Origin of the sequence: Pseudomonas sp. BF-R-26 (genome assembly GCF_019947395.1) — a bacterium.
GTDB lineage: Bacteria > Pseudomonadota > Gammaproteobacteria > Pseudomonadales > Pseudomonadaceae > Aquipseudomonas > Aquipseudomonas farris.
The window spans coordinates 246007-267328 of the sequence record NZ_JAGYGK010000008.1 but is presented as its reverse complement, the minus strand read 5'-3'; the positions used below and the strand labels follow the sequence as shown (position 1 = coordinate 267328).

At 59.3% G+C, this 21322-nt stretch carries 19 protein-coding genes; 11 read left to right on the top strand and 8 right to left on the bottom strand.

Translation table 11 applies throughout. The features are described 5' to 3' along the window. Positions 1 to 118 precede the first annotated feature (118 nt). Positions 119 to 1153, top strand: coding sequence for a selenide, water dikinase SelD (gene selD / locus KGB18_RS14380; protein WP_123720386.1), 1035 nt, complete (start codon positions 119 to 121; stop codon positions 1151 to 1153). Continuing rightward, positions 1153 to 2256, top strand: coding sequence for a tRNA 2-selenouridine(34) synthase MnmH (gene mnmH / locus KGB18_RS14375; RefSeq protein WP_123720385.1), 1104 nt, complete (start codon positions 1153 to 1155; stop codon positions 2254 to 2256). Before selD ends, mnmH begins: the two co-directional genes overlap by 1 nt. Positions 2257 to 2415: 159 nt before the next feature. Here mnmH and KGB18_RS14370 read toward each other — a convergent pair whose 3' ends face one another. After that, positions 2416 to 3087, bottom strand: a complete 672-nt coding sequence (locus KGB18_RS14370; RefSeq protein ID WP_410003838.1) for a histidine phosphatase family protein — start codon at positions 3085 to 3087, stop codon at positions 2416 to 2418. A gap of 294 nt (positions 3088 to 3381) precedes the next feature. Here KGB18_RS14370 and KGB18_RS14365 point away from each other — a divergent pair, with 294 nt between their 5' ends. Together KGB18_RS14365 and hemB are read left to right on the top strand one after the other, a co-directional pair. Continuing rightward, positions 3382 to 4089, top strand: coding sequence for a glutathione binding-like protein (locus KGB18_RS14365; protein ID WP_123720384.1), 708 nt, complete (start codon positions 3382 to 3384; stop codon positions 4087 to 4089). 246 nt (positions 4090 to 4335) lie between these two features. Beyond that, entirely contained in the window at positions 4336 to 5310 is a 975-nt protein-coding gene (gene hemB, locus KGB18_RS14360; protein ID WP_123720383.1) for a porphobilinogen synthase, read from the top strand. 130 nt (positions 5311 to 5440) lie between these two features. Here hemB and KGB18_RS14355 read toward each other — a convergent pair whose 3' ends face one another. Then, positions 5441 to 6970 (bottom strand): FAD-dependent monooxygenase, encoded by a 1530-nt coding sequence (locus tag KGB18_RS14355; protein WP_223570132.1) that lies wholly within the window; start codon positions 6968 to 6970, stop codon positions 5441 to 5443. 347 nt (positions 6971 to 7317) lie between these two features. Here KGB18_RS14355 and KGB18_RS14350 point away from each other — a divergent pair, with 347 nt between their 5' ends. Further along, the gene (locus KGB18_RS14350) at positions 7318 to 8412 is read left to right on the top strand and encodes a DUF1615 domain-containing protein (protein WP_123720381.1); all 1095 of its coding nucleotides are present in this window, start codon (positions 7318 to 7320) and stop codon (positions 8410 to 8412) included. A gap of 145 nt (positions 8413 to 8557) precedes the next feature. After that, the gene (locus KGB18_RS14345; RefSeq protein WP_123720380.1) at positions 8558 to 9178 is read left to right on the top strand and encodes a glutathione S-transferase N-terminal domain-containing protein; all 621 of its coding nucleotides are present in this window, start codon (positions 8558 to 8560) and stop codon (positions 9176 to 9178) included. A 143-nt stretch (positions 9179 to 9321) separates the two neighbouring features. On the opposite strand, the gene KGB18_RS14340 is transcribed toward KGB18_RS14345, so the two are convergent. Next, entirely contained in the window at positions 9322 to 9762 is a 441-nt protein-coding gene (locus tag KGB18_RS14340; protein ID WP_007901706.1) for a CBS domain-containing protein, read from the bottom strand. A gap of 358 nt (positions 9763 to 10120) precedes the next feature. Here KGB18_RS14340 and KGB18_RS14335 point away from each other — a divergent pair, with 358 nt between their 5' ends. After that, a complete protein-coding gene (locus tag KGB18_RS14335) occupies positions 10121 to 12481 on the top strand; it encodes a DNA polymerase II (protein WP_187326412.1) in 2361 nt (786 codons plus the stop codon). On the opposite strand, the gene KGB18_RS14330 is transcribed toward KGB18_RS14335, so the two are convergent. The 3 genes from KGB18_RS14330 to KGB18_RS14320 form a co-directional block, all read right to left on the bottom strand. Further along, entirely contained in the window at positions 12446 to 12916 is a 471-nt protein-coding gene (locus KGB18_RS14330; RefSeq protein ID WP_038982373.1) for a DUF1810 domain-containing protein, read from the bottom strand. The genes KGB18_RS14335 and KGB18_RS14330 overlap by 36 nt on opposite strands. A gap of 30 nt (positions 12917 to 12946) precedes the next feature. Next, on the bottom strand, positions 12947 to 13768 hold the full coding sequence (locus KGB18_RS14325) for an aldo/keto reductase (protein ID WP_201062484.1): 822 nt from the start codon (positions 13766 to 13768) through the stop codon (positions 12947 to 12949). A gap of 168 nt (positions 13769 to 13936) precedes the next feature. Beyond that, positions 13937 to 15085: an aldose epimerase family protein gene (locus KGB18_RS14320; RefSeq protein ID WP_123720378.1), complete on the bottom strand. Its 1149-nt coding sequence runs from the start codon at positions 15083 to 15085 to the stop codon at positions 13937 to 13939. A 250-nt stretch (positions 15086 to 15335) separates the two neighbouring features. On the opposite strand from KGB18_RS14320, the gene KGB18_RS14315 reads away from it, so the two are divergent. The 3 genes from KGB18_RS14315 to KGB18_RS14305 all read left to right on the top strand — a co-directional run bounded on the left by KGB18_RS14315 (position 15336) and on the right by KGB18_RS14305 (position 18580). Next, complete coding sequence (locus KGB18_RS14315; protein WP_123720377.1) at positions 15336 to 16085, top strand: hypothetical protein; 750 nt, start codon at positions 15336 to 15338, stop codon at positions 16083 to 16085. Positions 16086 to 16342: 257 nt separating this feature from the next. Next, positions 16343 to 17128 (top strand): sulfite exporter TauE/SafE family protein, encoded by a 786-nt coding sequence (locus KGB18_RS14310; RefSeq protein WP_123720376.1) that lies wholly within the window; start codon positions 16343 to 16345, stop codon positions 17126 to 17128. Positions 17129 to 17221: 93 nt separating this feature from the next. Next, positions 17222 to 18580: an erythromycin esterase family protein gene (locus KGB18_RS14305; protein ID WP_223570131.1), complete on the top strand. Its 1359-nt coding sequence runs from the start codon at positions 17222 to 17224 to the stop codon at positions 18578 to 18580. Positions 18581 to 18754: 174 nt separating this feature from the next. On the opposite strand, the gene KGB18_RS14300 is transcribed toward KGB18_RS14305, so the two are convergent. Next, positions 18755 to 19123 (bottom strand): VOC family protein, encoded by a 369-nt coding sequence (locus tag KGB18_RS14300; protein WP_052967258.1) that lies wholly within the window; start codon positions 19121 to 19123, stop codon positions 18755 to 18757. Positions 19124 to 19303: 180 nt separating this feature from the next. On the opposite strand from KGB18_RS14300, the gene KGB18_RS14295 reads away from it, so the two are divergent. Continuing rightward, positions 19304 to 19837: a DUF4174 domain-containing protein gene (locus tag KGB18_RS14295; RefSeq protein WP_123720374.1), complete on the top strand. Its 534-nt coding sequence runs from the start codon at positions 19304 to 19306 to the stop codon at positions 19835 to 19837. Positions 19838 to 20023: 186 nt separating this feature from the next. On the opposite strand, the gene ampC is transcribed toward KGB18_RS14295, so the two are convergent. Continuing rightward, entirely contained in the window at positions 20024 to 21178 is a 1155-nt protein-coding gene (gene ampC / locus KGB18_RS14290; RefSeq protein ID WP_317850977.1) for a class C beta-lactamase, read from the bottom strand. Positions 21179 to 21322 lie beyond the last annotated feature (144 nt).

Genomic DNA, 21322 nt, shown 5'->3' with positions numbered 1-21322 from the left:
CTGGCTGGGATATGCACCAAAGTGGTGTCGACTGTCAGATCAGTAACCCGATCTGTGGCAATAGAGCTTTTAGGTTGCTGTAGAATCCTCGGCATTGACTTCACAAGGTGCACCCCTGATGAGCGAGCCGATTCGTCTGACCCAATACAGCCATGGCGCAGGCTGTGGCTGCAAGATTTCGCCCCAGGTGCTGGAGGTGATTCTGGCCGGCAGCGGCGCGCAGAATCTGGACCCGAAACTCTGGGTCGGCAACGCCTCGCGCGATGATGCGGCGGTGTATGCCATCGACGAAGAGCGCGGTGTGGTTTCGACTACCGACTTCTTTATGCCGATCGTCGACGATCCGTTCGACTTCGGCCGCATTGCCGCCACCAACGCCATCAGCGATATCTACGCCATGGGCGGCGACCCGTTGATGGCGATTGCGATCCTCGGCTGGCCGGTCAATGTGCTGGCGCCGGAGATTGCCCGGGAAGTGATTCGCGGTGGGCGTTCGGTCTGCGATGAGGCGGGAATTCCTCTGGCCGGTGGCCATTCCATCGACGCGCCAGAGCCGATCTTCGGCCTGGCCGTGACCGGGCTGGTGGAAAAGCGCCACATGAAGCGCAATGACACCGCCACTGCCGGTTGTTTGCTGTACCTCACCAAACCCTTGGGCATCGGCATCCTCACCACGGCCGAGAAGAAGGGCAAGTTGCGCAATGTCGACATCGGCCTGGCCCGTGACTGGATGTGCACCTTGAACAAACCCGGCAGCCGTTTCGGCAAACTCGACGGCGTGACCGCGATGACTGACGTCACCGGGTTTGGCCTGATCGGGCATCTGGTGGAAATGGCCGACGGCAGCAACGTGACCGCCCGCATCGAATATGACCGTGTGCCGCGCCTGCCGGGTGTCGAGTATTACCTCGATCAGGGCTGCGTGCCGGGCGGCACGCTGCGCAATTTCGACAGCTACGCCAGCAAGGTCGGCCGGCTCCAGGAGTTGCACAAACGCGTGCTCTGCGATCCGCAAACCAGCGGCGGCCTGCTGATTGCGGTCACGCCTGAGGGCAATGAACAGTTTTTGGTGGTGGCAGCCGAACTCGGCTTGACCCTTGAGCCGATCGGCGAACTGGTTGAGCGACAGACTAACGCGGTAGAGGTGTTTTGATGTCCATCGACTTCACCGATTACCGCGACATCTTTCTCAACGACCGGCCGATGATGGATACCCGCGCGCCGGTCGAATTCCTCAAGGGCTCATTCCCCGGCGTGGTCAATCTGCCGCTGATGAATGACCTCGAGCGGCAACGGATCGGCACTTGCTACAAGCAGCAAGGTCAGCAAGCGGCCATCACGCTGGGACATCAATTGGTGTCTGGCGAGATCAAGGCTGAGCGCATCCAGGCCTGGGCCGATTTTGCCCGGGCTCATCCGGATGGGTATTTGTATTGTTTTCGTGGCGGGCTGCGTTCGCAGATCGTTCAGCAATGGCTCAAGGACGAAGCGGGTATCGACTATCCGCGGGTCGGTGGCGGCTACAAGGCCATGCGCACTTTTTTGCTCGATACGCTCGATCAGGCCATTACCCAGTGCGATTTCGTTTTGCTGGGCGGCATGACCGGCACCGGCAAGACCGAGGTACTCATGCAGTTGAGCAACGGGCTGGACCTTGAAGGCCACGCCCATCATCGCGGCTCCAGTTTCGGCAAGCGCGCCACCGGCCAACCCTCCAACATCGACTTTGAAAACCGCTTGGCCGTGGACGTGCTGAAGAAGCGTGCCCGCGGCATCGAACAGTTCGTGCTGGAAGACGAGAGCCGCGCGATCGGCAGTTGCGCCTTGCCGTTGCCGCTGTATCAGGGCATGCAGCAGTTTCCGATGGTTTGGCTGGAAGACAGCCTGGAAGGGCGAGTCGAGCGGATCCTGCGCGATTACGTGGTGGACTTGTGCGCCGAGTTCATCGAAGTGCATGGCGATGAAGGCTTCGCGCTGTTTTCCGAGCGTTTGCTGGCGAGCCTGAACAATGTCCAGAAACGGTTGGGCGGCGAACGTCATCAGCGGATGTTGACCTTGATGGAAGACGCGCTGGCAGAACAGGCGAACAGCGGTGCGGTGGATTTGCACCGGGGCTGGATCGAAGGGTTACTGCGTGAGTATTACGACCCGATGTATGCGTTTCAGCGGGAGAAGAAGGGGACGCGGATCGAGTTTGTGGGGGAGTGGGGTGCGGTGCTTGAATACCTGCGGGAGCGTGGCAAACAGCTGCTTTGATGTTTTTTTTGCCGGCCTCATCGCGGGCAAGCCCGCTCCCACAAGGGGCAGCGTCGATCACAAATCTGTGTTCCACCACAGACCAATGTGGGAGCGGGCTTGCCCGCGATGAGGCCGTGACAGGCACTATAAAACTCGAAGCACCACCACGATCACAGCTTACGTCGGACAGGTCTCCTGACCGTTATTCAGCCCCTGCTTGTAGCTGTGGCTCTGCAGGGTGGCCTTGCCGTTGTGCCAGGTCAGCGTGAGCACGTACAGCGAGTCGTAGTCGCTCGATTCCCAGTCATCGGTGATGTTCTGTTTTTTGCCGACGGCTTCCCCAGCGACTTTGTTGATCAGCTCGGGCAGATAGCCGTGGGACCAGGCCGTATAAATGACCGAGTTGTGATACTTGTCGTGCAGCAGTTCATCCGCCAGGTCGCTGGTGTCGTTGGCCGAGAATTCGATGTTCACCGGCAAACCGAGCTTGATTGCGCTGGGGCTGATGGTCATCAGGGGGCGGATGTAACTGTAGGAATTATCCAGTTCGCCTTCCTCGACATTGCGTGTCGGGTTGGCGGCAAACACGTAGTTGGCCTTGCCGAATTTTTCCGGCAACAAGGTGGCCAGGTCGATGGCGCGGTTCAACCCCTGACAATTGAGCTGGCCCAGGCCGCCGGCGGGTTTTTCCGCGTGGCGCAGGAATACCAGCGTCTGGGTGCCATCCGCCGGTTGGGCGCGGCTTTCACTGACCTCAAGCGACAAGAACAACGCGCTGACCGCCAGCAGGGGGGGCAGGAAGATATAGGCGCGATGCTTGAAGCGTTTGGCGAATTTCAATGGATTCATCATCGAATTGGTCATCTTCAGCGCATTCGGTTAAGGCTGACAAACCTTGACACCCCGAGCTTCCATCGGGTGTTTTCCATGTCATTGACCCGGTTCGTTTCCTACAGGGCAATGCTCAGAGTCCTTTGAAGCCCTTTGGTTCGATCCGAGTGAGGTGCTTGGCACTTTAACGGCAACCTTGAACGGATTGGGGAAAAGGTTATCGACTGGATGTTGCGGATTTATGGACACGGGACACACCTGATCCCTCTGTAGATTATGATCTTCAGTCCGATTTTCTCGTGGATGCCCCTTATGACCGATTTGTCTGCATTCCCCATCACTCAAAAATGGCCGGCCCAGTACCGGGAGTGGATCCAGCTCTATTCCTTGCCAACGCCCAATGGCGTCAAGGTTTCGATCATGCTCGAAGAGATCGGGCTGCCCTACGAGCCGCATCGTGTGGGCTTCGACACCAACGATCAGTTGTCTCCCGAGTTTCTCTCGCTGAACCCCAACAACAAGATCCCGGCGATCCTCGACCCCCACGGTCCGGGGGATCAACCGCTGGCGTTGTTCGAGTCCGGGGCGATTCTGATTTACCTCGCCGACAAGAGCGGGCAGCTGCTGGCGCAGGAATCGGCGGCGCGTTACGAAACCATTCAGTGGCTGATGTTTCAGATGAGCGGTATAGGGCCGATGTTCGGCCAACTCGGTTTTTTCAACAAATTCGCCGGCAAGGACTACGAAGACAAGCGTCCCCGTGATCGCTACGTCGAGGAAAGCAAGCGCTTGCTTCAAGTCCTCGACGGCCGTCTGCAAGGGCGCGACTGGATCATGGGCGAACGCTATACCATCGCCGACATCGCGACCTTTCCGTGGGTGCGCAACCTGATCGGCTTCTATGAGGCCGGTGATCTGGTCGGTATCCAGAATTTCCCCAATGTTACCCGCGTACTGGAGCGTTTCCTGGCAAGGCCGGCGGTGATTCGCGGGCTGGAAATCCCCAGGCAACCCCTTTGAGTTATCGCACTGAACCTGTGGCAGCGGGCTTGCTCGCGACGACGGTAGTAACTTCAGCATCAATGTCACTGACACACCGCTATCGCGGGCAAGCCCGCTCCCACAGGGTTCTGTGCTGGATGCGGCCAATTGTTGCCGCCGCGGTAACGCAGTCTTGAGCGATCGAGGTTTGTGCCTCGCGCCGTGCAGGGCATAAGCTTCGCCCCCTACGACTTTTGTCTCATCCACCGTTTTTCAGGAAGGCCCATGCCCAGTCAGTTCCCCGAAGCACGTCCACGCCGCCTGCGCCGCAATGCGAGCCTGCGCAGCCTGTTCCAGGAAACCGAGTTCAGCTTGAACGACCTGGTGCTGCCGATTTTCGTCGAGGAAGAAATCGACGATTTCGTGCCGATCAAGAGCATGCCCGGGGTGATGCGCATTCCCGAGTCGAAGCTGGCCGGCGAGATCGAGCGTTACGCTCGGGCCGGGATCAAATCGGTGATGACGTTTGGCGTGTCCCATCATCTGGACAGCAGCGGCAGCGACACCTGGAGCGAAAGCGGCCTGGTGTCGCGCATGTCGCGCATCGCCAAGGACGCCGTGCCGGAAATGATCGTGATGTCCGACACCTGTTTCTGCGAGTACACCGACCACGGCCATTGCGGCGTGCTGCACCACCACGAAGTCGACAACGACCAGACCCTGATCAACCTCGGCAAACAAGCCGTAGCCGCCGCCCGCGCTGGCGCTGATGTGATCGCACCATCGGCGGCCATGGACGGGCAGGTCCAGGCCATTCGCCGGGCGCTCGATGAAGCAGGTTTCAGCCAGACCGCGATCATGGCCTATTCGACCAAATTCGCTTCGGCGCTTTATGGTCCGTTTCGCGAGGCCGGCGGCAGTGCGCTGAAGGGCGACCGCAAAAGCTATCAAATGAACCCGATGAACCGCCGCGAAGCCGTGCGTGAATCGCTGATGGACGAGCAGGAAGGCGCCGACGCGCTGATGGTCAAACCGGCCGGTGCGTACCTGGACATCATCCGCGACATCCGCGAAGCCTCGCGTTTGCCGCTGTCGGCGTATCAGGTGAGCGGCGAGTACGCGATGATCAAATTCGCCGCCCAGGCCGGAGCGATTGATGAAGACCGAGTGGTGCGTGAAAGCCTGGGAGCGATCAAACGGGCCGGGGCGGATTTGATCTTCACCTACTTTGCGATGGACCTGGCCTTGGCCGGGATCTAAAGACCACCAGAAATCTAATGTGGGAGCGAGCCTGCTCGCGATAGCGGACGTTCAGCTACATCTATTTTGAATGTGCCGCCGTCATCGCGAGCAGGCTCGCTCCCACATTTGATCTTCGCCGTTCTCGGGTTTAGCCAAAGAAAAGCCGAATCTCACGGTCCCGGAAATACCGCTCGATCACCTTCGGATCGGCGCTGTAGTCGGCAATCGCCACATACGTATCCGGCCGCAGCAGGTAAAACCCGTTGCGCGCCAGCCCCACCGTTTCAAACACTGGTCGCCAGTCGAATACCTGCAACGGCAAATGATGCTCGGTGCACCAGGCAATCATCTCATCGCTGGTCTCGCCATACACATGCACCTGCCAGGTCGGATTTTTTAATGACTCGAAATTATCCCCTTCACCGTCGTGGGCCCAAGGCAGGCGATCACCGCCATGAACATGGCCTGCAACGCCCTCGCTCAACGGCATGCCGCGATAGTTGAGAGTGGTCTGCGACACCGTGCGAAACATGAACTCCCGGGCCGCCTCAAACGAGATCATTTTCGGGATCAAAAAGGGTGCCACGCGCATACGCACCAAGTCGGCAATTGGCCCGTCGGCCGTGACGAAACTGAAAACCCGGTCGGTGGTGGCCACCAGGCGCCGGGCAAAGGCGATGCGTTCGGTTTCATAACTGTCGAGCAGTTTGGGCGTGGCGCCACCGCTCAACACCGTGGCGAGTTTCCAGGCCAGATTGATCGCATCGCCAATCCCGGTGTTCATACCCTGGCCTCCCGCCGGGCTATGGACATGGGCGGCGTCACCCAACAGAAACGCGCGCCCAGTGCGAAAGTGATCCGCAACCCGGTGATGCACGCGGTAGGTCGAGAACCAGTTCACCTGATCGATCTGCACCTTTAAATGCTCAATGGCCCGGCTGCTGACGTCTTCAAACTGGAGGGTTTCGGCGCGGTCGGCACGCTCATCACGAACCGTCCCGATCAGTCGGGCGCGACCTTCGTTGGACAAGGGGAAAACGGCGAGGAAGTCGGCTTCATCAAGATCCACATGCAGTTCACCGTTGAACGTAGGTCCGCGAGCCTGCACATCCGCCACGTAGAAAATCTGCTGGTAGGTGCCCCCCGGAAAACCGGTGTCCAGCGTCTTGCGCACAATCGACCGGGCGCCGTCGCAGCCTGCGAGGTAACAGGCCTGGCAGGTTTCCTGCTGGCCATCGGGCAAGCGCAGCCGGGCGGTGATGCCGTCGCTGGTTTCCTTGAAGCTTTGCAGTTCGGTATCGCGCTCCACCGTAATACCGAAGGCTTCCAGGCGTTCGATCAGCAGGCGTTCGTGCTCGTCTTGCGGATAGATTTCCAGAAACGCGTAGGGCGTCAGTCCCTCGCCGATGGTGCTCAGCGGCAGGCGTGCGACCGCTTCGCCCTTGACCCAGAAATTCGCCGCGGCCACTTTATGGCCGTTTTGCACAACGGCGTCGCTGAGATCGAGCTGGCTATACAGTTCAAGCGTTCGCGCCTGTACCGCCAGCGCACGTGAAGTGGTGCCGGGTGTCGACGTCTTGTCGATAATCCGCACCGCAATCCCCAGTTTGCTCAACCACAGCGCCAGTACCAGCCCGGTCGGGCCGGCGCCGATGATCAGCACGTCGCTACGGTTCATGAACCTGTCCTCCGCGGTATGTGGATCAAGTATGGTTCAGCCCGGATGCACCGGCCTCCCGGCTGCCCAACGGAAAACTACGCGTGTAGCAGCTGTCGAGCCCGCGAGGCTGCGTTCGGCTGCGCAGCAGTCGTGAATTCGGCGAACGCCGTTTACCTGAAAGAACTCAGTTGCAGGTTTTACGACTGCTTCGCAGCCGAACGCAGCCTCGCAAGCTCGACAGCTGCTACAGCGCTACAGCTATGGGGCAGAGGGCAGGGGAACAGTCCGCGACGGTCACAGTCATAGCCTGCGCCATGCCATTGATCGTATGGTTAACCCGGCTCAACGGATTTTGATGGAGCAACATGCAAGCCAATCGATTGATCATGAGCGTCGCGACACTGTTGGTTCTGGCCGGTTGCGGTAGCCAACGCACGCAGGAACCGCCGGTCCGCAAGCCTGCCGAGGTCAAGGCAGAGATCATGCGTCTGCTCCCGGCCAAGACAGCCGACCGCCAAGGCTGGGCCACGGACATCTACGCGGCATTTGCCGCACAAAAGATTCCACCGACCACGCAAAACCTGTGTTCGGTACTCGCGGTCACTGAGCAGGAATCGACGTTTCAGGCTGATCCGCGGGTGCCGGGCCTGGGCAAGATCGCCCGGGACGAGATCGACCGCCGCGCCGCCAAGGCCCACATTCCCGGCCTGCTGGTGAGCGGTGCCTTGCAGGTAAGCTCACCCAATGGCAAAAGTTACAGTGACCGGCTGAATGCCGCGCGCAGCGAAAAAGAACTCAGCGCGATTTTCGATGACTTCATCGGCATAGTGCCCATGGGGCGGACGCTGTTCGATGGTTTCAACCCGGTGCACACCGGCGGGCCAATGCAAGTCAGCATCGATTTTGCAGAGCAGCAGGCGCGGGATTATCCCTACCCGGTGGACGGCTCGATTCGCCGCGAAGTGTTCACGCGTCGCGGCGGTATGTATTTCGGTATTGCCCATTTGCTCGGTTACCCGGTGAGCTACGAGCAGCCGCTGTATCGCTTCGCCGATTTCAACGCCGGCTGGTACGCCAGCCGCAATGCGGCGTTTCAGAACGCGGTAAGTCGTGCGACGGGTATTCCGCTGGCGCTGGATGGCGATTTGGTGCGCTACGGTTCGATCATGCCGGGCACCACGGAATTGGCGGTGCGCACCCTCGGCAAGCAACTGGACATGCGAAACCTGACCATTCGGGATCAATTGGAGGAGGGTAAAGGTCTCGAATTCGAGGACACCAAGCTTTATCGACGGGTCTTCGCCTTGGCCGAACAGGCCGAAGGCCGACCATTGCCCCGAGCAGTGTTGCCGGGGATCCTCCTGCAAAGCCCGAAAATCACCCGCAAACTCACCACGGCGTGGTTCGCCAAGCGGGTCGATGAGCGTTATCAGCGCTGTATGAAGCGCGCGGGGATGTAACCGAACCTGATTACAACGACGGCCCTGTGGGCCTGCTCGCGAAAGCGGTACTACATTTGACGGATGAATTGACTGGCCCACCGCTTTGGCCGAGCGCAATCTTCGGTAGCTGCTACAAAGAGAGAGTCGCAGAGGAGATTTAGTCATGTACCAGCTCTACGGGCATCAGAACTCAGGTGCGGCCGCCATCGAAGCCGCGTTGGAACTGTGCGAGGTTCCTTATCGCTTCATCGATGTTTCATCGTCCCCGGAGGCGGTTCAGGCATTGGAGAAGCTCAACCCGCTCAAGCAGATACCCACCCTGCAACTGCCCGATGGCGGTGTTCTGACCGAGAGTGCGGCCATCCTGATTCATCTGGGCCTCACGTTCCCGGAGTCGAACCTGTTGCCGGAAAACCCGCTCAAGCGTGATCAGGTTATTCGGGGCCTGGTGTACATCGTCAGCAATTGCTATGCCGCGATCGGCATCATCGATTATCCCGAACGCTGGCTGGCCGAGGCGGACGAATCATCCAGGGAAAACCTCATGGTCGGTGCCCGCCAGCGCCTGCACTGGAGTTGGGAGGTGTTTGCCGATCAGTTCGCCGGCAAGTTGTACCTGGGCGAGGGATCACCGGGCGCGCTGGATATTCTTGCGGCGGTGGTGACGCGGTGGGCGGGTACCCGAGAGCACTTGCGCGCTGCGCGGCCGGGGTTTTCCGCCTGGCTTGAACGCTTCGACCGGCACCCTGCATTGGCACCGGTTTTCGCGCGGCATTGGCCATAGGAATACCGCCAAACAAATGTGGGGGGCTTTTGTGGCGAGAGGGCTTGTCGGAACGCCGCATCGCCCCATTCGGCTGCGAAGCAGTCGCAAAGCTTTTGGGGCCGCTTCGCGACCCAACGGGGGCAAGCCCCCTCGCCACAGGATCACTCGCCGCGAATGTACTGCTCCAGCTGCCGAATCAGTTCAGCCTGTTCGGCAATGGCTTCCTTGACCAGGTCGCCGATGGACAGCAAGCCTATCAACTCACCGTTTTCCACCACTGGTAAGTGCCGCAGGCGTTTTTCGGACATGATGCCCATGCAGGTTTCGACGGTTTGATGGGTGTCCACGGTGATGACCGGCGCCACCATGATGTCGCTGACCGGTGTGCCGACAGAGGAGCGCCCCTTGAGCACCAGTTTGCGCGCATAGTCACGCTCGCTGATGATGCCGACGACCTTTCCCTCTTTCAGCACCGGTAACGCGCCGACGTTTTTTGCGGCCATCACCATCAGCGCTTCCAGCACCATTTGATGAGGCGCAATGGTGTGGACTTCCTGATTCTGTTGGGCCTTTAACTTGAGCAGTTGGGCGACGGTTTTCATGGCGGATTCTCGGGTGTTGTCGTTGTTCTTGAAGAATCGTAGAGACGCGCTCACAGAGCAAGGAAGAAAGCGGCAGATACCGCGCAAAAAGCGTCATTCAGCGATTTTTCTTTGTAAATGTCCGCCCCTGATGCCGGTAAGTTAAGAAATTTGAGCGACGAAAATCCTGTGGGAGCGTGGCTTGCCCGCGAAGAATGCACCGCGGTTTTTCAGGTACTACGCGTCATCGTTCTCCGCGGGCAAGCCACGCTCCCACAGGTTCTGCGTCTTAACTGACCGGCATTAGGGCAAGGCCCCTCACCACACCGTCGATCACGCGTAGAATTACCCCTTGAATCAGTTCGTTGAGGTTGCAGTGGTGGATTTACAGCAGGGCTTCGTCCTGACCCGGCATTGGCGCGATACCCCGGCCGGTACGGAAGTCGAGTTCTGGCTGGCGACCGATGCCGGTCCCCGACGCATCCGCCTGCCACATCAACCGTCGGTAGCGTTCATTCCGGCAGCCCAGCGCGAGCAAGCCGAAGCGCTGCTGCGCGGCGAGAAAAGCGTCGAGCTGAAGCCTTTGGCACTGCTGGACTTCGAACATCGCCCGGTGCTTGGCCTGTATTGCCAGCAGCACGGTCAATTGATGCGTCTGGAAACCGCGCTGCGCAAATCAGGCGTCGAGGTATTCGAAGCCGACATTCGCCCGCCGGAACGCTACATGATGGAGCGTTTCATCACCGCGCCCGTTCTGTTCGGCGGCACACCCAGCGCCGAAGGTCTGTTGCTCGACGCGCAAATGAAACCCGACCCCGGCTACCGACCGAAGCTCAGGCTGGTCTCGCTGGACATCGAAACCACCGCTCAGGGCGAGTTGTATTCCATCGCCCTGGAAGGCTGCGGCGAGCGGCAGGTGTACATGCTTGGGCCACCCAATGGCGATGACAGTGCGGTGGATTTCCAGCTCGAATACTGCGACTCGCGAACCCTGCTGCTGAAAAAACTCAATGAATGGTTCGCCCGGCACGACCCCGACGCCATCATCGGCTGGAACGTCGTGCAGTTCGATCTGCGCGTACTGCACGAACATGCTCGCCGCTTGGCGGTGCCACTGAAGCTGGGGCGTGGCGGTGAAGAAATGCAGTGGCGCGAGCACGGTAGCCGCAATCATTACTTCGCTTCGGCCGCCGGCCGGTTGATCATCGACGGCATCGAGTCGCTGCGTTCGGCGACCTGGAGCTTCCCGTCCTTCAGCCTGGAAAACGTCGCGCAAACCCTGTTGGGCGAGGGCAAGTCGATCGACAACCCGTACCAACGGATGGACGAAATCAATCGCATGTTTGCCGAGGACAAACCGGCCCTGGCGAAGTACAACCTCAAGGACTGCGAACTGGTAACACGGATCTTCGCCAAGACCGAGTTGCTGACCTTCCTGCTCGAGCGCGCCAGCGTCACCGGTTTGCCGGCGGACCGCAGCGGTGGCTCGGTGGCGGCTTTCACTCACCTGTATATGCCGTTGATGCACCGGCAGGGCTTCGTCGCGCCGAACCTTGGCGGCAAACCACCGGAGGCCAGCCCCGGCGGTTTTGTCATGGACTCGCAACCAGGGCTGTACGAATCGGTGCTGGTGCTCGACTACAAAAGCCTCTATCCGTCGATCATCCGCACCTTCCTGATCGATCCGGTGGGCTTGATCGAAGGGCTCAAGCATCCCGACGACAGCGAGTCGGTGCCGGGCTTTCGCGGTGCTCGTTTTTCAAGAACCCGGCATTGCCTGCCGGCCATTGTCGCCCGGGTCGCTGAAGGTCGCGAAACCGCCAAGCGCGAACACAATGCGCCGTTGTCCCAGGCCCTGAAGATCATCATGAATGCCTTCTACGGCGTCCTCGGTTCCAGCGGTTGCCGCTTCTTCGATACACGGCTGGCCTCGTCCATCACCCTGCGCGGTCACGAGATTATGTTGCGCACCCGCCAGTTGATCGAAGCCCAAGGCCACGCGGTGATCTATGGCGACACCGACTCGACCTTCGTCTGGCTGCGCCGCGCCCACGGTCAGGCAGAAGCCGCGCAGATCGGCCACGCGCTGGTGGATCACGTCAACCAGTGGTGGCGCGAGCATGTGAAACAGGAATACGGGCTGGAAAGTGCCCTGGAGTTGCAGTTCGAAACCCACTACAAGCGCTTTCTGATGCCGACCATTCGCGGCGCCGAGGAGGGCAGCAAAAAGCGCTATGCCGGATTAGTCACCCGCGCCGATGGCACTGATGAAATGGTCTACAAAGGCCTGGAAACCGTGCGCACCGACTGGTCGCCGTTGGCCCGGCAATTCCAGCAGGAGCTGTACCTGCGCATCTTCAATCGCAAACCCTATCAGGATTACGTACGTGACTATGTGCGCAAGACGTTGGCCGGTGAGTTTGACGAGCGCCTGATCTATCGCAAACGCCTGCGCCGTACCCTCGACGACTATCAACGTAACGTGCCGCCCCATGTGCGGGCCGCGCGGATCGCCGACGACTACAACGACCAGCAGGGACGTCCGCGGCAATATCAGAATGGCGGCTGGATCAGTTATGTAATCACTATCGCCGGCCCCGAGCCGCTGGAAATCCGCAGCGCGCCCATCGACTACGACCATTACGTCACTCGGCAGCTGCAACCGGTGGCGGATGCGATCCTGCCGTTCGTGGATGACGATTTCTCAACGCTGATTGGGGGGCAACTGGGCCTGTTTTGAGTCCAGCAGCGACAACGTCCAGCCATCCGGTATGCCATGAAAATATTGATCCAGCGCCTGATGGAACAGGCTGCCTTTTGGCGAAACCTGGGCGAACAGCGTCATCGATGAGTGAAACTTGAGGTTGTCGGGATGACCGAAAATCTTGGCGATCGACTGATGAGGAACGTCCAGGACCAATTGCGTGCAGGCACGCAAGCGTGGACCCAGTAACGGATGCTCCAGGTACGCCGTGGCTTCTTCACTGGAGCGAATGGCAAAGTAGCGGGACATCTCGCTGTCACCCAACCCGGAAAACTGCGGAAAGATAAACCACATCCAGTGCCGACGCTTCTGGCCGGCGCGCAGCTCCTCCTGCACCCACTCGAACACAGGGTCCTGCGCCTGAACGAAGCGTGGCAAATTGAAAGAGTCGAGCTGATCGGTACTTCTCATGCCGATGCCCTCTGACAGAACAGCGATGGCTCAGACCATGGCCAACCGCTGCTTGCGTTGTGGCGCGCGAAAAGCTTGGTCCAGCGCCTCCAGATCCCCGACCTCAAGCCGCAATTGCGCCGCTTGCGCATTGAGCTGCACATGCTCGGGACGGACCGCCTTGGGGATGGCGATCACGCCGTTCTGACGCAGAATCCATGCCAGCGCTACCTGCGCAGGTGTCGCCTCGTGACGGACGGCAATCTGCTTGAGTGTCGAATTGGCCAGCATGTGCCCGCCCTGGCCGATCGGACAATAGGCCATCACCGGTATCCTTTGGTGTTGGCTCCAGGGGAGCAAATCAAATTCGATGCCGCGCTCTTCCAGGTTATACAGCACCTGATTGGTGGCGCAGGCTGGCGAGGCCAATTCTTGCAGGTCGTCCAGGTCGAAATTGGACACGCCCCAACGGCCGATCTTGCCCTCTTCGCGCAGGCGTTCGAAGGCTTCGACGGTTTCCTCAAGGGGATAGTCGCCGCGCCAGTGCAAAAGGTAGAGATCGATGTAATCGGTATTCAACCGCCGCAGGCTGCGCTCGCAGGCCTGGGGGATGCCTTTGCGGCTGGCGTTGTAGGGATAGACCTTGCTGACCAGAAAAACCTGGTCGCGAAGGCCGGCGATGGCTTCACCCACCACCTCTTCAGCGCCTCCTTCGGCGTACATTTCAGCGGTGTCGATCAGGGTCATGCCCAACTCGATGCCCAAACGCAACGCTGCAACTTCCTTTGTGTGTCGGGAGCGTTCCTCTCCCATGCGCCAGGTTCCTTGGCCGATGACCGGCACATTGATGCCGGCCAACTCAAGAGTACGCATGAATCCTCCTTCCTGAAGTCCGATCGATACTTCAGTTGGCAGCAAAATAGTCCGGTGGTTCCGTGGATATCTCGAAAGATCGCAGCCTGCGAGAGCTCCTACAGGGGCGGGGGCATACCCGATATTGGGGGGCGGTGCAGGAACTGCCGAAGGCTGCGATCTTTTGATCTACAGGGTAGAAAACTTATACACCGTAGTCTGGCTATAACTCTTGCCCGGATCCAGCCGTGTGGACGGGAAATTCGGCTGGTTCGGCGAATCTGGATAATGTTGCGTTTCCAGAGTGAACGCCCCCCAATGCGGATAAATCTTGCCAGCCTTGCCCTTGACCGTGCCATCGAGGAAGTTGCTGGTATAGAACTGCACACCCGGTTCAGTAGTGTAGAGCTGCAACCGGCGCCCGGATTGCGGATCGCTGACATCGGCGGCGAGTTTGCCCAGATCACCCTTGGCGTCCAGCACCCAGTTGAAATCGAAACCGCCTTGTTTCGGTTCGGCGAATTTCAGTTGCGGGTGATCAGCCTTGATGTGTTGACCGATGGCGGTCGGTTGAGTGAAGTCCATCGGCGTGCCAGCAACCGGGGCCAGCTCACCGGTGGGGATCAGTTTGCCAGTGACCGGCGTGTAACGGGCTGCATGCAAGGTCGCAAGCTGTTTTAGCACGTCGCCATTGCCCGCGCCGGCCAGGTTGAAATAACTGTGGTTGGTCAGGTTCAGCACCGTGGGTTTGTCGGTGCTGGCTTTGTACTCGATGCGCAGCTCATTGTTCTCGGTGAGGCTGTAGGTGACTTCGGTTTTAAGGTTGCCCGGGAAACCCATTTCACCGCCCACCGACAGATACGTCAGGGTCACGCCCACCGAATCCTTGCCTTTGCTCGGTTCGGCTTTCCACACCCGTTTATCGAAACCCTGGGCTCCGCCGTGCAGTGAATTGCTGCCGTCGTTGAGTGGCACCTGATAGCGCTTGCCGTCCAGCTCGAAGGCACCGTTGGCCAGGCGGTTGCCGAAGCGGCCAATGGTCGCCCCGAAGTACGCGGTGCCGCTTTGATAACCCTGCACGTCGTCGAAGCCCAGCACCACATCGTCGAGCTTGCCGTTTTTGTCCGGCACTTTCAGCGACTGCAGAATCCCGCCGTAGGTAATGACCGTGGCTTGCAGGCCATGGCTGTTGCGCAAGATGTATTGCTCGACGGGCGTGCCGTCATTGGTTTTGCCGAAGGCTTTGTGTTCGCTGGACAAGCCGGCGGCATGAGCGGGGAGGGTGGCGATCATCAGGGACAGTCCGAGGCCGGAGAGCAGGTATCGAGATTGAAGCATGGTTGACCTTCCTTTTTGTTGTTTTGTGAGAAGTAGTCATACTAATAATCGAGTTTTAACGCGATCAAGGAAGGATTTATAGCTTATCTATGCAGTGTTGCAATTATAAAGTATGACTAATGCGGAGCTGCTTTCACGGTGACCCACGTTTACGGACCACCGGCACTGCACTTTTTCGGCTTTCGCGGTTCTATCCTTGGCCAGCCCGCGGCGATCCCCACCGCCGGCCCATGCCCAAGTTCAAGAACCCATGGCTCGAGTTTTACCCCGCTTTACCCCGCACATTCGCCGTTATTGCTTGCTGCTGATTGGCCTGTCGATGCTCTTCGCCAGTGGCTGCAGCCATCAGCCGGGCAACGACCTCGTTAGCCAGTTTCGCAACGGCAAACCCCAGGAATTTCTCCAGACCAGCGTCGACCGCATGGCGACCCTGGCGATGCGTGACAACCTCGAAAGCCTCTACCTGCTGATGAACAAGCTCTACCTGCGCAACCCGGAGGAGCTGAAAAAATCCGGCTTCCTCGATGTCGGCACCGCAGAAAAACAAGTGCGCATGGCCATCGAACAGCAACAACCACTGCCCACCCTCGGCGGCAAAAAAGACCTCGCCGCGCTGAGCTACGCCATGAGCCCGGAATTCCTCGGCGACCGGGTCGGTGCCTTCATCTATGCCATCGGCAGCATGCTGGTCACCGCCCATGGCAATCGGCTGGAGTTCTACATGACGGATGCGATCAACCCGACTTTCGTCAGCAATGCCGCGCGCAACATCGAGAAAGCCACCTGGATCTTGAGTCAGCGGCAAAACAAGCAAGGCGAGCCCTTGCTGTTTTCCAACGAAATCTCGGAGGAGGGCAGCAACCTGAGTTTTGCCGTGGAGTTCGGCAAAATCGTCGCGCGGCTGGACCTGCTGACCCAGATGCTCGATGAACGCTACCGACGGATCGGCCTCAACTACGCCCAGAGTTTGCTGTTCCTGAATTTCTTGCCGGTGCAATGAGCGAGTGCCAAACCCAATCCCTGTGGGAGAGCTTTTGTGGGAGCTGGCTTGCCTGCGATTGCATCAACTCGGTTGGACGTTAAACCGAGTCGTCTGCATCGCAGGCAAGCCAGCTCCCACAGGGGATTTGAAAGAAAGAAGATCGTGTTCCGGCCCAATGAGTTGGCATAACGATAGACCGTATCGATATAACTGGTTATAAGAAAAATCGCTATGCTGCGAGCCGGTTATTCTCCTGCGATTCTCTGGGCGTATTAATGGAATTCGGCAATTTCGGGTTGGTCGTTGCAGGTCTGGTGGTCGGCTTTATTGTCGGCATGACCGGCGTCGGGGGCGGTTCGTTGATGACCCCCATTCTGTTGTGGTTCGGCGTCAACCCGGCTACGGCGGTGGGCACGGACTTGCTGTACGCGGCCATTACCAAATCCAGTGGTGTGCTGGTTCATCGCAAGAACAAGAACATCGACTGGGCGATCACCGGTTGGCTGACCCTCGGCAGTGTGCCGGCAGTGGCGCTGACGCTGTGGTTCCTGAGCAGTTTGCAGACCTCGCCCGACGCGATGAATGCCGTCATCAAACAAGCCTTGGGCTTCGTATTGTTCGCCACGGCGCTGGCGATTTTCTTCAAGAAACGCTTGCTCGATTTCGCCCACAAACGAGCGGGCGGCCACTACAACCCCAGCGGCTCGCGGTTGAATGTGCTGACCGTCATTACCGGTCTGGTCCTGGGCACCATGGTGGCCCTGACCTCCATCGGCGCTGGCGCCTTGGGCACCGTCGCGCTGTTCATCCTGTATCCGTTGTTGCCGACCCGCCGCCTGGTTGGCACCGAAATCGCTCACGCGGTGCCCCTGACCCTGGTCGCCGGCCTGGGCCACGCGAGCATGGGCAACATGGATTGGCACGTCTTGGGCTACTTGCTGGTCGGTTCGCTGCCGGGGATTTACCTGGGCAGCCATTTGACCGGGCGGATCTCCGACGAACTGCTGCGTCCGTGTCTGGCCACGATGCTGGTGCTGATCGGCTACAAGCTGGCGTTCTGATCCGTCACCGTATAGATCACTGAATTTAGCGGAATCATGCTCTCGCTGACGTAGTCAAAACTATGACCACGTTCAGATGAGGTCATGACGTCCATGAACAGCCCCGTAAACGATCTTCTGCGACGATTCCGCCGCCCCCGCGGCGAGCCACCCGGCAACGCGGCCGAAGTGTTGCGCCGTCATGCCGAGCCGTTGCCTGCACGCGACTCACCTGAATTCGGCGAACTGTTCGACCGCTTTGGCGATGCCAGCGTGGTGCTGATCGGTGAAGCCAGCCACGGCACCCAGGATTTCTACCAGACCCGAGCGGCGATCACCCGCCGCCTGATCGAGCAGCACGGCTTCGGTATCGTCGCGGTCGAAGCCGACTGGCCCGATGCTGGGCAGATCGACCGATGTGTTCGCGACCTGGGCCGCTCCGCCTGGAAAAAACAGGCCTTCGCCCGATTCCCCACCTGGATGTGGCGCAATACGTCCGTGCAGACTTTTACCCGCTGGCTGCACCACCATAATCGTGGGCTGACGCCCGAGCAGCGTGTGGAGTTTCGGGGGCTGGATGTTTACAGCATGCGTCACTCCATCGACGAAGTGCTGGGCTATCTCGATAAGACCGACCCGCAGCTGGCGAAAGAGGCCCGCCATCGCTACAGCTGCCTGACGCCGTGGAACGACGACCCGGCGCTGTACGGTCATTTCGCCGAACGGGGCAACATGGCCACGTGTGAGGACGCAGTGGTCGAGCAATTGAATGTGCTGCTGGGCGAACGGCTTGATCCGATGGTCGCCGACGACGAGGCGTTTTTCAGCGCCACCCAAAACGCCCGCGTCGTGCGGGCCGCCGAGCAGTATTACCGCGCCATGTACCGCGGCTCGACCGCCTCGTGGAATCTGCGTGACCTGCACATGTTCGAGACTTTGCAAACCTTGATGGAGCATCGCGGGGCAGGCGCCAAAGCGGTGGTGTGGGCGCATAACTCACACATCGGCAACGCCGCCGCCACGCAAATGGGTTGGGAGGGGCAGTTCAACATCGGCCAGTTGTGCCATACGGCCTACGGCTCACAAGCGGTGCTGATCGGCATGGGCACCGACCACGGCACCGTCGCCGCCGCCGATGACTGGGATGAGCCGATGCAGGTCAAACAGGTGAATCCGGCATTGGCCGACAGCTGGGAACAACTGTTTCTCCAGGCCGGCGTCCCCGCAGCACTGCTTGACTGGCGGACGTCACCAAGCGATGAGTTGCTGGACGTATTGGCCGAGCCATTGCTCGAGCGCGCCATCGGCGTTATCTATCGCCCCAGGACCGAGCGCCAGAGCCATTACTTTCAGGCAGTACTGGCGGAGCAGTTCGACGCTTTTGTCTGGATCGAAAAAACCCATGCGGTCTCGCCATTGCCGGAGCCTGAGTTCATGGAGCACGAGGAAGACACCTTTCCGTTTGGTATATGACCCGCAAATGACGGGTATCTATGCCAGTCAGTTAAGAGAAATCCCTGTGGGAGTTGGCTTCTGTGGCGAGGGGGCTTGCCCCCGTTCGGCTGCGAAGCAGTCGCAAAGCTTTTAGGGCCGCTTCGCGCCCCAACGGGGGCAAGCCCCCTCGCCACAGAAGCCCGCAGGTTCTGCCTATTCCCGGGTAAAAATCTCCAGCAGATGCCCGTCCGGGTCATCGAAATACACCCGCCGGCCACCGCCGTAATCATTGATCTCGTTCGGCCGTTGCTTGCCAGGATCTGCCCACCAGGGCTGCTTGCGCGCTTGCAGGCGAGCGAAGGCCGCATCGAAGTCTTCGTCGCCAATCAGGAACGCATAATGTTGGGACGCGATGGGCGGATCGTTATTGTAGAAATCCAGCGACACTCCGTTATCGAATTTGACCACCAGCATTGGCCCGAACGGCTCGGCATCGGGCAGGCCGAGGAGGTCGGTCAGGTAGCGGGCCGACACCTGTTTGTCACGGCACCAGACGATGGTGTGGTTCAGCTGAGCGCTCATGGAAAAATCCTCACGGCGAATCAGGTCGTGCAAGTGGTGCTATGAGATTAGCTCAGGCTGTTGCGCAATGACCGCCCTGACCTAAGCTTGGGGCAAGGCGAAACACAATTGCAGTGCGTCACCCGGAACGTTCGCCGCGATGCGCAATCATTAGAGCGTGGATATCAAAAGGAGATGCGCATGCTCATCAGGTCTTTGACCCTGGCTACTCTGCTGGCTTTCGTCGGCCCCCTGTTCGCCGCCGATGACGATTCCCCTCTGGTTAAAGACGTGGGCAGGGCCCGTCCCCTGATTGTCATCGCGCCCAGTTCGGTCGATCCCACCTGGGTCAGCCTGAAAAAATCCCTGGATGAACCCGCCAGCCGCAAGGGCTTCACCGAGCGAAACATGGTGCTGTACACCGTGATCAACACGATGGGGCAACGCGACGGCAAAGACCTCGACCCGCAAACGACGATGGCGTTGATCCGCTCGCTCAAGCTGGGCGCCGGGGCGAAGAGCAAAATCATCCTGGTCGGCAAGGACGGCGAAAAGAAGCTTGAAAAGGATGTGGTCGAGCTGAAAGAGATTTTCAGCACCATCGACGAGCTGCCAGCCGCTGAAAAGGAAGCGACAGTACCGTTGCCAGCGCCGGTGGCTGACATTGCACCGGCCAAAGGCGCAAAAGGCAAACCGACGAAACCCGCCAAACCGCCTGAGCAGCCGGATGATTGAATTTCCTCCATTGTGGTGAAAATCCCTGTGGCGAGGGGGCTTGCCCCCGTTCGGCTGCGCAGCAGTCGTAAACCGGTATCTGAGGGCTATCTGATGCAACGCGGTGGCTGGTTTGGGGCCGCTTCGCAGCCCAACGGGGGGCAAGCCCCCTCGCACAGGGTTGCCCAGTCTCATGGGGTGTCGGGATTACTCGGCTAGAGCGCTCAGAATCTCATGGGCAATTTTGATTCGTTCCGGGTTCGGGTAGTTTTTGTTGGCCAGGATCACGATGCCAATGTCCTTCGCCGGGATAAACGCGACATAGGCGCCAAAGCCGCCGGTTGAGCCGGTTTTGTTGATCAGTACAGTGTCGCGTTGCGGCTGCGGCGGGTTCAGCAGTTGGACTTCATGAGCCTCCATCGCCATCTGCGACGAGTTGCCGACGAGTAATGCGTCGAGCGTCACCGGATAGTTGTAGAACTCCCATCCCAACCCTTGAGTCATCTCGCCGACGGTGTAATAACCGGTGTGAGTGATGGCGATGGCTTGCTGCAGGGGCTTTTCCAGCGACGTCGGATTCATGTTCGCTTCAATATAGCGAAGCAGGTCCGAGGCGCTGGTTTTCACGCCATACGCTTCGGAATCCAATGCGCCCGGTCCGACCCGCACAGGCTTGTCGTCCTTGTTGTAGCCCTGGGCGTAAAGCGCCATCTGATCCTGCGGTACCTTGAGGTAGCTGTGCTTGAGGCCGAGTTTCGGCAGCAAGGTTTTTTCCATCAGCTTATCGAACGGCGCCCCCATGCTTTGCGCCGCCAGATAGCCGAACAACCCAAGGCTGGGGTTTGAATATTGGCGATGAGTGCCAGCGGCGTAGGTCGGTTTCCATTGTTTGAAGTAGCCAAGCATTTTGTCCTGATGGTCTGCCTCACTGGGGAATTGCAGCGGCAGGCCACCGGCGGTGTAGGTACCGAGTTGCAACACGCTGATGCTGTCGAACGCGCTGCCACGCAATGTCGGCAGAACCTGACTGGCATTGTCCGACAGGGACAGTTTGCCTGTCGCCTGCGCATAGGCGGCGAGGGTGGCGGTGAAGGTTTTGCTCACCGAACCGATCTCGAACAGGGTGTCTTCGGTGACGGCTTTACCGTTTTCTTTTGAAGCCACGCCGTAGTTAAAGTAATGAGGTTGGCCATTAACGGTAATCGCGACCGCGACACCGGGGATCTGCTGTTGCTGCATCACCGGTTCAATGGCGGCCTTGACGATGGCTTCGACGCGGTCGTCAGCAAAGCTGTGGCTAACGCCGAGTAGAAGTGCGAAAGCGCTGTAAGACGCGAGTTTTCTCTGATTCTTTTTAGGCATGATTGAATTACTTTCCATGAGTTTCTGTGGTGTTAACCGCTACACTTCGAGCGGTTTTTCAAGCTGGTCCGTCGCTGGGCGAGCCAAATCTATGCAGTTTGGCAAAGACCGACAAACGACGATATTTCGGATGAGCCATTAGAA

Bases quoted from the DNA above. Each gene is read 5' to 3' on its own strand.
- selD (WP_123720386.1), top strand. From the start codon at position 119: ATGAGCGAGCCGATTCGTCTGACCCAATACAGCCATGGCGCAGGCTGT.
- mnmH (WP_123720385.1), top strand. From the start codon at position 1,153: ATGTCCATCGACTTCACCGATTACCGCGACATCTTTCTCAACGACCGG.
- KGB18_RS14370 (WP_410003838.1), bottom strand. From the start codon at position 3,087: ATGAATCCATTGAAATTCGCCAAACGCTTCAAGCATCGCGCCTATATC.
- KGB18_RS14365 (WP_123720384.1), top strand. From the start codon at position 3,382: ATGACCGATTTGTCTGCATTCCCCATCACTCAAAAATGGCCGGCCCAG.
- hemB (WP_123720383.1), top strand. From the start codon at position 4,336: ATGCCCAGTCAGTTCCCCGAAGCACGTCCACGCCGCCTGCGCCGCAAT.
- KGB18_RS14355 (WP_223570132.1), bottom strand. From the start codon at position 6,970: ATGAACCGTAGCGACGTGCTGATCATCGGCGCCGGCCCGACCGGGCTG.
- KGB18_RS14350 (WP_123720381.1), top strand. From the start codon at position 7,318: ATGCAAGCCAATCGATTGATCATGAGCGTCGCGACACTGTTGGTTCTG.
- KGB18_RS14345 (WP_123720380.1), top strand. From the start codon at position 8,558: ATGTACCAGCTCTACGGGCATCAGAACTCAGGTGCGGCCGCCATCGAA.
- KGB18_RS14340 (WP_007901706.1), bottom strand. From the start codon at position 9,762: ATGAAAACCGTCGCCCAACTGCTCAAGTTAAAGGCCCAACAGAATCAG.
- KGB18_RS14330 (WP_038982373.1), bottom strand. From the start codon at position 12,916: ATGAGAAGTACCGATCAGCTCGACTCTTTCAATTTGCCACGCTTCGTT.
- KGB18_RS14325 (WP_201062484.1), bottom strand. From the start codon at position 13,768: ATGCGTACTCTTGAGTTGGCCGGCATCAATGTGCCGGTCATCGGCCAA.
- KGB18_RS14320 (WP_123720378.1), bottom strand. From the start codon at position 15,085: ATGCTTCAATCTCGATACCTGCTCTCCGGCCTCGGACTGTCCCTGATG.
- KGB18_RS14315 (WP_123720377.1), top strand. From the start codon at position 15,336: ATGGCTCGAGTTTTACCCCGCTTTACCCCGCACATTCGCCGTTATTGC.
- KGB18_RS14310 (WP_123720376.1), top strand. From the start codon at position 16,343: ATGGAATTCGGCAATTTCGGGTTGGTCGTTGCAGGTCTGGTGGTCGGC.
- KGB18_RS14305 (WP_223570131.1), top strand. From the start codon at position 17,222: ATGAACAGCCCCGTAAACGATCTTCTGCGACGATTCCGCCGCCCCCGC.
- KGB18_RS14300 (WP_052967258.1), bottom strand. From the start codon at position 19,123: ATGAGCGCTCAGCTGAACCACACCATCGTCTGGTGCCGTGACAAACAG.
- KGB18_RS14295 (WP_123720374.1), top strand. From the start codon at position 19,304: ATGCTCATCAGGTCTTTGACCCTGGCTACTCTGCTGGCTTTCGTCGGC.
- ampC (WP_317850977.1), bottom strand. From the start codon at position 21,178: ATGCCTAAAAAGAATCAGAGAAAACTCGCGTCTTACAGCGCTTTCGCA.